10 protein-coding genes are annotated in these 12,044 nt (G+C 51.9%); 6 read left to right on the top strand and 4 right to left on the bottom strand.

Going from position 1 to position 12,044, the window contains the following annotated elements; genetic code table 11:
• Window positions 1–251: 251 nt before the first annotated feature.
• Both C7433_RS12290 and C7433_RS12285 read left to right on the top strand, forming a co-directional pair.
• The gene (locus tag C7433_RS12290) at window positions 252–1,166 is read left to right on the top strand and encodes a ketopantoate reductase family protein (protein ID WP_110268264.1); all 915 of its coding nucleotides are present in this window, start codon (window positions 252–254) and stop codon (window positions 1,164–1,166) included.
• A gap of 92 nt (window positions 1,167–1,258) precedes the next feature.
• Window positions 1,259–2,317 (top strand): LacI family DNA-binding transcriptional regulator, encoded by a 1,059-nt coding sequence (locus C7433_RS12285; RefSeq protein WP_033740416.1) that lies wholly within the window; start codon window positions 1,259–1,261, stop codon window positions 2,315–2,317.
• A gap of 72 nt (window positions 2,318–2,389) precedes the next feature.
• On the opposite strand, the gene tmaR is transcribed toward C7433_RS12285, so the two are convergent.
• The 3 genes from tmaR to dacD all read right to left on the bottom strand — a co-directional run bounded on the left by tmaR (window position 2,390) and on the right by dacD (window position 5,299).
• On the bottom strand, window positions 2,390–2,716 hold the full coding sequence (tmaR, locus tag C7433_RS12280) for a PTS system regulator TmaR (protein WP_033740422.1): 327 nt from the start codon (window positions 2,714–2,716) through the stop codon (window positions 2,390–2,392).
• A gap of 160 nt (window positions 2,717–2,876) precedes the next feature.
• Entirely contained in the window at window positions 2,877–3,932 is a 1,056-nt protein-coding gene (locus C7433_RS12275; protein WP_033740425.1) for an FUSC family protein, read from the bottom strand.
• Window positions 3,933–4,141: 209 nt separating this feature from the next.
• Window positions 4,142–5,299 carry a serine-type D-Ala-D-Ala carboxypeptidase DacD gene (gene dacD / locus C7433_RS12270; protein ID WP_172913000.1) on the bottom strand — a complete coding sequence of 386 codons (1,158 nt, stop codon included), beginning with the start codon at window positions 5,297–5,299 and terminating at the stop codon, window positions 4,142–4,144.
• A 1,100-nt stretch (window positions 5,300–6,399) separates the two neighbouring features.
• Here dacD and C7433_RS12265 point away from each other — a divergent pair.
• The 4 genes from C7433_RS12265 (at window position 6,400) to sbcB (ending at window position 10,540) form a co-directional block, all read left to right on the top strand.
• A complete protein-coding gene (locus C7433_RS12265; protein ID WP_110268329.1) occupies window positions 6,400–7,092 on the top strand; it encodes a hypothetical protein in 693 nt (230 codons plus the stop codon).
• Window positions 7,093–7,355: 263 nt separating this feature from the next.
• Window positions 7,356–7,835, top strand: a complete 480-nt coding sequence (locus tag C7433_RS12255; RefSeq protein WP_146212562.1) for a hypothetical protein — start codon at window positions 7,356–7,358, stop codon at window positions 7,833–7,835.
• Between the two features lie 208 nt (window positions 7,836–8,043).
• A complete protein-coding gene (locus C7433_RS12245; RefSeq protein ID WP_110268260.1) occupies window positions 8,044–8,523 on the top strand; it encodes a type VI secretion system tube protein TssD in 480 nt (159 codons plus the stop codon).
• Between the two features lie 589 nt (window positions 8,524–9,112).
• A complete protein-coding gene (sbcB, locus tag C7433_RS12240) occupies window positions 9,113–10,540 on the top strand; it encodes an exodeoxyribonuclease I (protein ID WP_110268259.1) in 1,428 nt (475 codons plus the stop codon).
• 45 nt (window positions 10,541–10,585) lie between these two features.
• Here the strand turns inward: sbcB and C7433_RS12235 are convergent, their stop codons facing one another.
• On the bottom strand, window positions 10,586–11,941 hold the full coding sequence (locus C7433_RS12235) for a GntP family transporter (RefSeq protein ID WP_054633499.1): 1,356 nt from the start codon (window positions 11,939–11,941) through the stop codon (window positions 10,586–10,588).
• Between the last annotated feature and the right edge of the window lie 103 nt (window positions 11,942–12,044).

Raw genomic sequence — 12,044 nt, 5'->3', positions numbered from 1 at the left:
AAAGACGTGTGCTTTCGCATGATAAACATCGATGAAATAAGGTTACGCCAGCCATGTCATGAGGGATAGTGAATATACTTAAGCACTATATTCAAGATTTTTGACATAGGTCGCGCTCAATGGAACACGATCAATGCGCGATTCTGTGCCCATGCGGAATGTAATAATGCTTGCGGGCAGAATGGGTTTTAACGCATAACTAAACTTTCTGTCCTGCATCTGGACAGGCGCGTTTAACAGAGGGAGAAGGGATGCGTATTTTACTGGTAGGTGCGGGTGCAACTGGCGGTTATTTTGGTGCGCGGCTGATGCAGGCCGGGCAGGATGTGACCTTTCTGGTCCGTGAAGGCCGTTTCCGTCAGTTACAACAAACGGGCCTGGTGCTGCAGACCCCATCAGGGCAGGAAACGCTGCATCCGACGTTGATCACTGCCGACAGCCTGGACACGCATTACGACTTAATCATCATCACGGTCAAAAGCACCGGTCTGGATCAGGCCATCCAGGACATTGCGCGGGCTGTCGGTCCGCACACGCTGATCATGCCGATCCTGAATGGCATGCGGCATATCGATACGCTGGTCACCCACTTTGGTGCCGACAGGGTGATCGGTGGGCTGTGCAAAATTAACGCCACGCTGAACGACCAGGGCCATGTGGTGCAGTTAACGCCTCTGCACCAGATCTGTTACGGCGCGCTGGATGGTAATAATGAGGCCCGGCTTCAGCGGGTTGATGTTGCCCTTCGCAGCAGCGTGGTCGACACAGTTTTTACCGACAATATTATCGGTGAATTATGGGAAAAATGGCTGCTGCTGAGCACGCTCGGCGCCGTGTGCTGTCTGGCGCGGGGGAATACGCAACAGGTGCTGAACCAGCCAGGCGGCGAGATGTTGCTTCAGGGCATTTATAGCGAAGTGCTGCAGATTATCTGTGCTGAGGGCTACCAACCGCGCCCGGCCGTGACCGCCAAAATCTACGCGCTGCTGAACGACGCGTCGACGCCGATGACCTCCTCAATGTATCGTGATTTGACCCATGGCTTTGCGATTGAAGCCGACCCGATCATTGGCGACCTGCTGTTACGTGCCAGCCGTCATGGCATCACTGCACCGCTGTTGAACGCGGTCAATGTCAACCTGCAGATTTATCAACAGAACCGTTAAACACGGATGTGATGAGCACGCAGCCACGCCGTTGCACGACGCGTGGGTAACGGAAATTTGTTACACTCGCTGCCTCATCTTTTGGAGGAAGAATGACGTCCCGCTCTGTGACCCTTGATGATGTTGCCCAACTGGCGGGCGTTTCCTATCAAACCGTTTCTCGTGTGCTTAACCGCTCTGAGCAGGTTTCTCCCCGTACCCGCGAAAAAGTGGAAGCGGCGATGCAACAGCTCAACTACGTTCCCAATCGGGTTGCGCAGCAGTTAGCGGGTAAAGCCACGCGGACCCTTGGCCTGGCCACCAGCAATCTGGCGTTAATGGCCCCAGCGCAGATTGCCTCGGCAATACAGCAGCGCGCCGCCAGAGCCGGCTACCATTTAGTTATTGCCATGGACAGCGCGGACGATGCCGAAGCCACGGTGAATGAACTGATGGCGCAGCGCGTTGATGCCGTGCTGATTAATATGCCGCTTGAGGCCGCCGACGCGGAAAAAATCCGTCGTCTGTGTGGCAAAAAACCGGTGCTGTTTCTGGATGCTGAACCGCACGCCGTTGTGTCTCATTGCCAGTACTCCAATGAAAAAGGGGCGCGGGCCGCGGTTGAGCATCTCGTCGCGCTCGGACATACGCACATCGGCCTGCTGAATGGTCCGGTTCGCTCGGTATCGGCCCGTCAGCGTGAAGCGGTCTGGCGCCAGGCGCTGGCCGGGCACGGTCTGTCTCCCTGTTGTGTGCTGCGCGGCGACTGGAGTGCCCAGTCGGGCTACCAGGCTATGCTGTCTCAGTTACCGGACGCGCTGCCCCAGGCGCTGCTGGTAGCGAATGATGAAATGGCGCTGGGTGCCATGCGGGCATTGCATCAGCATGGCGTGGCGATTCCGGCTGAAATCTCCATTGTCGGCTACGATGACACGGCAGAAAGCGCCTGGTACCAGCCGCCGCTGACCACGATTCGTCAGGATCTCCAGCAACTGGGTGCCACGAGCGTGGAGCAGGCGCTGGCCGCGCTGCAGGGGGAAGCGGTCGCATCACGGACGCTGGAGCCGGTACTGGTCGTGCGGGAAACCACCGCCGCGCCGGCCAGCAAAGACGCAGATTTATCCGCGCTGGCCCGTCAGTTACAGCAGATTGCCCGCAAGCTGTCCCGCTGATCGCGGACGCAAAAAAACCCGCCCAACCGGATGGTTGGAGCGGGCTGGTTATCAGCGATAATACGCGTTGCCTTATGGCGTTTTCGTCTCGCCCACGCCCATGGTCTTGAGCTTTTTAGACAGCTCGCGGCGCTCTTTAGACAGGTCAGCGTTTTTGATGATGTACTCATCCACGCGATCTTCATAGTCGGCACGCATGCTGGCGATGATTTCCTGAATCGCCTCAACGCTCATGCCGGGTTTGATGTATTCGCTCAGGTTATCCAGCAGCAGCACACGCTTTTGGTTGTCACGAATTTTCTTCTCATTATCGACGATTTCACGCTGCAGTTTGTTCTTGCGGCGGAACGTACGGACAAACTCAAGTACGTCCTGAAATGATTGCTTGGCATTTTCCATGATGGCACCTTTCTTTAAGCCTGCTAAAGCAGGGAGAGAGTCAAAACGATCAGCTTAGCGGCCAGCCAGCCTTGTGGGCAATTCTCACAGCTAAATTCGGACTGGCTCTTATCTTAGCGCAAAAAAACCGGGTTTCGCATTAAGTCATTGTCTGAGGTGATTATTTACGCAGCGCCAGGCGCATCAAATCCGTCATGCGTTCCAGCTGCTTCGCCAGCTCCAGACTCAGCCAGACATAGCCATAAATCGGCGCTTCTTCCAGACGGTCACTCCCGTCAGCGATCAACTGCTTAAGCTCTTTGACGATTTCCGTTAACTCATGATTGGCCGCGATGATGTCGTAGGTTTCCCCCTTCACAGCCATGACCGATAAGGTTCGCAGCGCGTTTTCGGTCATCTCCTGCGTGCGGCGTAACGTCGGAGCATTCAGCATGATCAGATGACTTTCGCGTGATGCCCACCAGGCATTAATTTGCATCTCAATGGTGTACACCATATTACGGTTCAACGTCTGTATCGCTTCAAACACCGATTTGGGGATGCGGGTTTCTTTACTGGACGGCTCCAGCAGGGCACGCATTTTCACCACGCTGGTGAGCAGTTTGCCCAGCGGTTTGTTCAGCCGGGGCTTTTCCACGAGGTTGGCGGAAAACCCTGCATGGTAGATTTTGGCCATTTCTGCCAGCGTATCTGACAGCTGAATACGCCAGTGAATATACGCACGCTGCGCCCATATGGCCGTAAATAACAGCGCCAGTAACGATCCTAAAATGACATCGCCACCGCGCCACATCGCCACGGTGAAATCCCCCATTGGCGCGCCTACAACCACGCACAGCGTGATGCCAATCAGCAATGCCATGTAAGGGTGTTTCCCCAGCGTCAGATAGCCGCTGATAAACATGATCACTGCGCACCATGCCAGCATGCCGGGCAGCGAAATCATCTCCAGCCTGAGGGCGATAAGACCAGAGATTGACCCGGCAATCGTTCCGCCAATGCGTTGAATGGCGCGCGGGAAGACGTTTCCCCAGGTTGAGATCGGCCCCATCACCACAACCAGGGTAATCAAAGGCCAGGTGCCTTCGGGAATGCCCGTGACGCGGACAAGCAGAAACGCACACAGAAACGCCACTGCGATGCGTAACCCGTGCACGCTGCGGTAATGACGATATAACCAGAATTCCAGATTTGAGATGGGTTTATCAGAGCGCAAAGTCGCTTGTCCGCTGGTAAAAAAATGATTCTACGCGTCGCGCCCTGCCGATCCTGGCGCGCCGTCAATGTTTTCGCTTGTACAGCGTTGAGCGGACCATTATCAACAACCCTGCCCCGGAAATCAGCAAAATTCACCACGACGACACCACATGACGCACGATAGCGGGTTCATCCCTGCCCCGCGAAGGCGAAGCAGGGACGTAACGATTAGAACTTGCGTTTCAGGTAGTCCGTGATGCGGCTCACTACGCCCGCCTCGTTAACGGCGGTGAGTGCCACCAGCGGATAGCTGGCGATCTGCTTGTCCTTGTCCATCACCTGGATTTCACCAATATTCTCATTGGCTTTAAGTGGCGCTTCCAGGTCGGTACGGTTGATCACGTATTTGGCTTTGACGTTCGGGATTTCGCTGCGCGGCAGTGACAGATAAACATCGTTTGCCGTGCCCACGTCAACCTGGTGCGGATTACCGTACCAGACATGTTCACTGCCAATTTTCTTACCGGCATGGAACAGTTGTACGGTATCAAACGTATTCTGGCCCCAGACCAGCAGCTTGCGCGCCTGCTCTTCACGCCCTTTCGCACTTTTCCCGCCCATGATGACGGCAATCAGGCGGTGCTGACCCACAATGTTGGAGGCAATGATATTGAAACCCGCCGTTTCAGTATGGCCCGTTTTCAGGCCATCGACGTGCAGGTTGTTGTCCCACAGCAGGCCGTTACGGTTGTTCTGGGTAATGCCGTTCCAGGTGAGGGTTTTTTCACGGTACATGGCATAGAAATCGGGCTCGCCATCAATAATGGCGCGCGACAGTTTTGCCATATCCAGTGCGCTGGAATATTGCCCCGGCGCATCCAGACCGTGTACGGTTTCGAAATGGGTATTCGTCAGCCCCAGTTTCTCCACGTAGTGGTTCATTAACTTAACAAAGTTGTCCTGGCTACCGGCCACGTAATCCGCCAGCGCAACGCAGGCGTCATTGCCTGAATCAATGATCACGCCGCGGCTGAGATCACGCACGCTTAACTTATCACCGGGCTTGAGAAACATCAGTGAGGAGCCTTTAAAGACCGGATTGCCTGCTGCCCAGGCATCTTTTCCCACCGTCACCATGTCGTCGCGGGTAATTTTCTTTTGGTCGATCGCGCGGTCGACCACATAGCCGGTCATCAGCTTGGTCAGACTGGCGGGATTCCGGCGCTCGTCGGGATTGCCCGCGGTCAGCACCTGCCCCGTGGTGGCGTCCATCAGCACCCAGGAGGCTGCATCAATCGCCGGTGGCGTCACAGGAAATGGCATATCGTCGGCCTGCGCCAGCGAAGCCCAAAAAACAGTTACGGTAATTAACAGACGCCTTTTCAACACTTCATCCTTAGTTGAGCAAGTAAAACGGACATGAACAGCGGGACGTTTTACGGCAAAACCCTTAATAAGGTTTAAATAAATTGAAAAAAAGTATGAACTGCTGCGCACCATTCAACAGCCTGCGCCCTGGCAGTTGTACTCAGGCACGCAGACGACTATCCTGAACGTTGATTTTTTGCAGACAGGACAGCGACGTGCCCGCCTCTGAATTCACTTTTTGGTTGAGGGAAATGCTTCGCGCTCCGGGAAGAGTTCGCCCGCTGTGTCCCCCTCTGACGAACGTTTAAGGGCGACGTTAAATACTTACTGGAGGTACGAGCTTTGCGCTGTCAGGTCTTTCGTTGAGGTCATATCCCTGCCAGGGTGTTTCTTACTGACGCGCCAGGCATCGTTAACCCGCCCCGGCCGTTTCTTTGCCGATCAGTATTTGATAAATCGAGGACACCCTGGGTTTGATCCACTTTTTAGCGGTATGGTTAGCTCTGCGCCAGTATTTTGGTCTGAACGTCATCATCAGGAATCAGGCAGATGTCTTTCTTAATTCTGTTTCGGAATCTACGCCCTGACTCCATCAAGGAAGGTAAACCGTTGCATAACCCTCATCGTCTTAAATGCCCCGTCAGCTGAACATCACAATGTAAAGGATGATACAAGCATATGATCTTTTACACACCGTCACGCTTTGTGAAGAAATGCGCCCGTCGTGACCGTCAGAGTCTGCCGTTACGAACCGACCGGAAGCGGATTTATCCTCTGTGCCACCGCGTTTTGTGCCACTCAACATCATCCTGATTTTTTTACACAGAAAAATCGCTTCAGTAATAAATATTGAATGAAATAACCTTTAAAGACAACGAACCGACTCTGGCAAAAGCCAACACATGATTTAGATCAAGCCGCTATGGTGGAGAGATTTGTAGAGTCAGTGAAATTTAATCATTTTCGCGTGAGTACTTTTGCTTTAAAAATCCATCCGCTTACTTAACAGACTAATAATTACACACCAATATGGTCAAAAAGTTTTCATTAACCTCGCAGCAGATCCTTAAGGCGAGCGGTTAATACGAACATCAATGGACATCGAAAAGGACAAGGAAATGTATTACAGGGATGAGATAATAAATTATTTGCAAGCTAATAACATATTAGCCTCTAAATTAGATCGTGCGTTAACAGGTGTGATGGATTCTGTTTCAAAGCAGATTAATACGATTGGCGCAGGTGCCAAAAGGGCCATTTATTACACATCGTGCTTTACTCAGCAATACCAGGATGTGTGTAAAAAACAGCGGAATGAAGATGTAAGATTTACTAAAGGTCTCTATCATTTTTTACAGCATGAAGAGGTTATTCATAAGATATTTTATTTTTATTTTGAGGAGATACTCAAGCAAAAAACACCCGATCAAATAGAATGTATCAAAGAAATTCTAATGACTGTTAATATTTATATCGCAGCAAACTCTTTAACTAAATCTGGATTTGCTTTTGCAGTGGCAACATGTGTTTCAATCGGCTTGAATCTGAGTCTTAACATGGGCGCTATTGCTGGTCGTACAGCGAGTGTAGTAGTAGCATATGCGGGAATGTATGGCATTGTGCAGAAGGCCGCAGAGAGTGCTGACCGTCTTCGAATGAGCTATCCAGCATTCTTTTCGACACTATATGCTAATGAGCTTGAGATGCTCTACTTTCTGGTTGAGCCCTTATTTATCCGTGCCGACGCGTTCCCGGCTCAACGGGCATCAGAGGCAGATATTGCTAATATCATTGAAAGGATGATTAGGTAGCCGTGATGTCATTTATTAAGAAAACTTTTCTGTGGCTGTTTCAACAGCTGTTTTCGCTTCATGCACCACCCGCTTGCGTTCTAATATTTGCAGTTGTTTTCTTCCAGATATTTCCTGATGGACCTCTATGGCCTGTGGGTATTTTCGCTATATTCATCATTTTTATCTTTGTGAAGTATTTTAAATGGTGATTTTTTCATGACAAGGAAGTGAGACATCTGTTCACATGCACTTGTGTCTTGAAGATGAAAATTTTAGCGTAAATGCCTGGCATCAATAATTCAATGGGTTACTCGGTAACCCAACAACCATACGTTAATATGAACAAAAGTTTCTCATTTAAAAACAAAATAAACAGTCAATTGCAATACATAAAAACATCCCTTGTGGCTGTGAATGTTCATGTTGCAGCCAGTTATCTGACAAATACCGGTTTTGCATTAGCAACGGCATCAGCCGCCGCCACCGGTATGAATTTGAATCTCCAAATGAGTGCATTGACTGGTCGACACGCAGGTGTGGTTGCAGGATTTTCTGGTGTTTATGGCGTTGTTCAGAAATCGGCAAACAGTGCGAACCGTCTTCAATTTATAAATACGGCTTATTACTCTGATTTATATAAAAATGAACCCGGAATGATGTATTTCTTAATAGAGTCATTATTTGAGCGCATTAGACATATTAAAACTCAGATTTTCACTGATGATGAAATCGTCGATATCATTTCCAGCATGGCTGGATAATACTTATGGACCTGTTAAAAAGAGCCCTTATGATAATATTAAAACCATTGGTATTGCAGTACACTCCAACCGTGTTAACTCTCATATTTTCTGTAATACAGGTCAGTTTTTTCCCAAAAGCTCCACTATGGCTTATTTCTCTGTTTTTTTGTTCATTCTTTTCCGTTTTGAACGGTGATTTTTAACATAAATAATTTAAGGAAATCATATGACTACCCCCGCACATTTATGGCTTGAAGATGAAAACGGCTCACCCATTGTTGGTAGTTGCCAGATGCCACTACGGTTAGGTTCAATCGAATTAAAATCTTTTTCTCACGGCGTAACCATTCCGGTTGATCCCAGTTGGGGGAAACTAACTGGGACCCGTATTCACCGCCCCATTACAATAGTGAAAGAATTTGACAGAACCACACCCATTTTATATCGCGCTGTATGCCAGGGTCGTCCTATGAAGAAGGCTACAATTAAAATGTATCATATTCTGGATTCTGGTACAGAAGTCGACTATTTCAATATTATCTTAGAAAATGTCAAAATAACGACTGTTTCGCCCTACCTCGCACCGAATGGGATGAGCAGCACTCATCTGGAAACACTGGAGATGCGCTATGAGGCGATTACCTGGAAATATGTAGAGGGAAATATTATCTTCCGCGACGCATGGAATGATCGCGCGACGGCTTAAACGACCTGCTGGTCTGCGATGGAGCCAGAAGCATTGTTGTCGTAAGCCTGCAACGACGCGGGCACGCGTTCGCGTCTCTTCTGCGCCAGTAGCGTATGAGCATACCAACGGACGAGACAAGGCATTCGGCTATGACCCCAACCGGCCGCCAGAATAATTGCACACAAACGCGGCGTCCAGCGTTTAACTGTCATCACAAGGCAATAAAAACGGCACGTTGCTTTCCATAAGCGGCACGTCCTGCTATGGGACCGCCTCCCTGCAAGATGTCCTTTCCCTTACCATTGGCAATTCTGAAACCATACCGAAAACGAATCACGGTTTTAATGAAATGCGTGTACCCTGGCCGCCGGTATCTGCAACTTTAGATGGGCCGGAATATGCTTTACCCTGTATGGAACACAGTCTTATGTCACTTAAATCAAAATATGTTTGGTACACAGAAAAATCGGCTCGGTACAACACAGGATATGAAAAATTTAAACGACGGCGAACCGGTGGTGGCCAAAGTGAACAAGCAAAGGAAAAAAATCGATAATTATCTTTTTATTTCATATAATTAATGAACATACATGAATGGTAATGAACATTGAAAAACGATCGCGCACAACTCACGTTCCTCTTTCACGATTACGAAACCTTCGGCACCAGCCCGCAACGGGATCGTCCGGCACAGTTTGCCGGTTTGCGCACCGACAGCGAGTTCAATCCGATTGGCGAGCCAGAGGTATTCTACTGCCGCCCACCGGATGATTACCTGCCCCAGCCTGAAGCGGTCATGATCACCGGTATTACGCCGCAATTAGCCGCCTCCCGGGGCGTGAACGAGGCCGAGTTTGCTGCCCGTATTCATGCGCTGTTTACCACCGAACAAACCTGCGTCGTGGGTTATAACAACGTGCGCTTTGACGATGAAGTGACGCGCAATATCTTTTACCGCAACTTCTACGATCCGTACGGCTGGAGCTGGCAAAACGGTAATTCCCGCTGGGATTTGCTGGACGTGATGCGCGCCTGTTATGCGCTGCGCCCGGAAGGTATTAACTGGCCAGAGAATGATGACGGCTTTCCCAGCTTCCGGCTGGAGCATCTGACCAAAGCCAACGGCGTGGCGCACGAAAACGCCCATGATGCGATGTCGGATGTCTATGCCACGCTGGCAATGGCGAAACTGGTGAAAGAAAAACAGCCAAAACTGTTTGAGTTTTTGTTTACGCATCGCAACAAAAACAAACTGATGACCCTGATCGACATCCCGCAGATGAAGCCGCTGGTCCATGTTTCTGGCATGTTTGGCGCGGCGCGCGGCAATACCAGCTGGGTGGTGCCGCTTGCCTGGCATCCGGACAACCGCAATGCGTTGATCGTGGTGGATTTGGCCGGGGATATTGCGCCCCTGCTGACGCTGGATGCGGACAGTTTGCGCGAGCGCCTGTACACACCTAAAAGCGAGCTGGGCGATCAGCCTGCTGTGCCGGTGAAACTGGTGCACATCAATAAGTGTCCGGTGCTGGCACCCGCTAATACCTTGCGTCCGGAAGATGCCGGGCGGCTGGGTATTGATCGTCAGTTCTGCCTGGATAATCTGGCCACGCTGCGTCAGCATCCTGACGTACGTGAAAAACTGGTGGCTATTTTTGCTGAGGCGGAACCTTTTGCGCCGTCAGAGGATGTCGACACGCAGCTCTATGACGGTTTCTTTAGCGATGCCGACCGCGCCGGAATGAACATCATCCGCCAGACCGCGCCTGCCAATCTGCCTGCGCTCAATCTGACATTTGACAGCCCGCGGGTGGAAAAACTGCTGTTTCGTTATCGCGCCCGTAATTTCCCCGGTACGCTGGATGATGCCGAACAGCAGCGCTGGCTGCAGCATCGCCGTGAGGTTCTGAATCCAGAAAAAGTGCAGGCTTTTCTGATGGAGCTGGAATCGCTGGCCAGCCTGCACGAAGGGGACGCGGAAAAACTGTCTCAGCTTAAAGCGTTGTACCGGTACGCGCAGGAACTGGTGTCCTGACGTCCCGGCAGATCGGGAAGGCCTGTCGCCCTCCCGGTTTGTATATCAGATTACCCACCACAGCGCCCAGGTCAGGGCAAAGCCGCTCAGCCCCATCAGGGTCGTCAGTACCGTCCAGGTTTTTAAACCGTCCGCCACCGACAGGCCCAGATAGCGCGTTACCACCCAGAAACCTGCATCATTCACGTGCGACAGGCCCAGACCGCCGAAGCACGCCGCCAGCGTGACCAGTACACGGTGCATATCATCTATGCCAGTCACGGCCTGGGTCAGTAATCCGCTGGTCGTGAGGATCGCCACGGTTGCCGAGCCCTGCGAAGCGCGTAGCGCCAGCGACAGAATAAACGCGGCAGGAATCAGGGGCAAATGCAGCGTTTCCAGCGCCCGCGCCAGCGCGTTGCCGACACCGGACTCCACCAGTACCTTACCAAACGCCCCGCCCGCGCCCGCCACCAGAATCACGCTGGCCGATCCCGGAATGGCGCGACCGGTCAGGTCCTCCAGCTTGTCCTTGCTCCAGCCACGACGCAGGCCCAGTAGCCAGGCGGCCAGTCCCAGGGCGATCAGCAGCGCAATAGGCGGGGTGCCAATAACCGTCATCACCTTCCGCAGCAGGCTGTCTTCCGTCAGCAGCGAGTGCGACAGCGTGCCTGCCACGATCAGCACAATCGGGACGACGATCAGACCGCTGATGGTCAGCGCGCCCGGCGGTGCGGGTTCATTTTTCTTCTGTACCCCTTCCGGCTTCGCCATCTGCAACTGTTCCAGTACCTCAACCGACAGGTGGTACTGCCGACGGTTCATTGCCTTTGCCACGTAATAGCCGAGGATACCGACCGGCACCGAGACCAGAATTCCCAGCATCATCAGCCAGCCCATATCAGTATGCAAAATGGCCGCGGCGGCGGCGGCGCCAGGGTGCGTCGGCAGCGCCACATGCACAGTCAGCATGACGCCCGCCATCGGTAAGCCAAACTTCAGCGGGGACACCCGCGCCACTTTGGTAAAGCCGTAGATCAGCGGAATGACAATGATAAAGCCCACTTCAAAAAACACCGGGATGCCTAAAATAAAGGCAGCCATCGTCAGGGCGGCAACGGTACGTTTCAGACCCAGCGTTTTGCTGAAACGCTGGGCCAGCGACTCTGCGCCGCCAGAGGCTTCGATAATGGCCCCCAGCATCGCCCCCAGCACGATAATGATAGTGATATGCCCCAGCAGTCCGCCCATCCCGCTGATAATGGTTTCCATGATTTTTTCAGCCGGAATACCGGTCGCGATGGCCACCAGCAGACTGACAATTAACAGGGCAACAAAAGGATGGACTTTGGCTTTAATGACCAGCAACAGCAATATCACAATGCTGGCGGTCGCAATGGCTAACAGCAACGCAGTCGTCATAGTAAACCTCTGGAATAGTTATCTTTTTTCGCGCTTTTTCGTTAAAGCTCAACCTGGCGCCGCTCCGTTTCAGAGACAAGCAGAATGGCACCGGTACCGCAGC

Source organism: Pantoea sp. PNA 03-3, from assembly GCF_003201175.1.
Classification (GTDB): Bacteria; Pseudomonadota; Gammaproteobacteria; order Enterobacterales; family Enterobacteriaceae; genus Pantoea; species Pantoea stewartii.
Note: the sequence above shows the minus strand (reverse complement) of the source record. Positions and strands in the feature narration are given on the sequence as shown.

Bases quoted from the DNA above. Each gene is read 5' to 3' on its own strand.
- C7433_RS12290 (WP_110268264.1), top strand. From the start codon at position 252: ATGCGTATTTTACTGGTAGGTGCGGGTGCAACTGGCGGTTATTTTGGT.
- C7433_RS12285 (WP_033740416.1), top strand. From the start codon at position 1,259: ATGACGTCCCGCTCTGTGACCCTTGATGATGTTGCCCAACTGGCGGGC.
- tmaR (WP_033740422.1), bottom strand. From the start codon at position 2,716: ATGGAAAATGCCAAGCAATCATTTCAGGACGTACTTGAGTTTGTCCGT.
- C7433_RS12265 (WP_110268329.1), top strand. From the start codon at position 6,400: ATGTATTACAGGGATGAGATAATAAATTATTTGCAAGCTAATAACATA.
- C7433_RS12255 (WP_146212562.1), top strand. From the start codon at position 7,356: ATGCCTGGCATCAATAATTCAATGGGTTACTCGGTAACCCAACAACCA.
- C7433_RS12245 (WP_110268260.1), top strand. From the start codon at position 8,044: ATGACTACCCCCGCACATTTATGGCTTGAAGATGAAAACGGCTCACCC.
- C7433_RS12235 (WP_054633499.1), bottom strand. From the start codon at position 11,941: ATGACGACTGCGTTGCTGTTAGCCATTGCGACCGCCAGCATTGTGATA.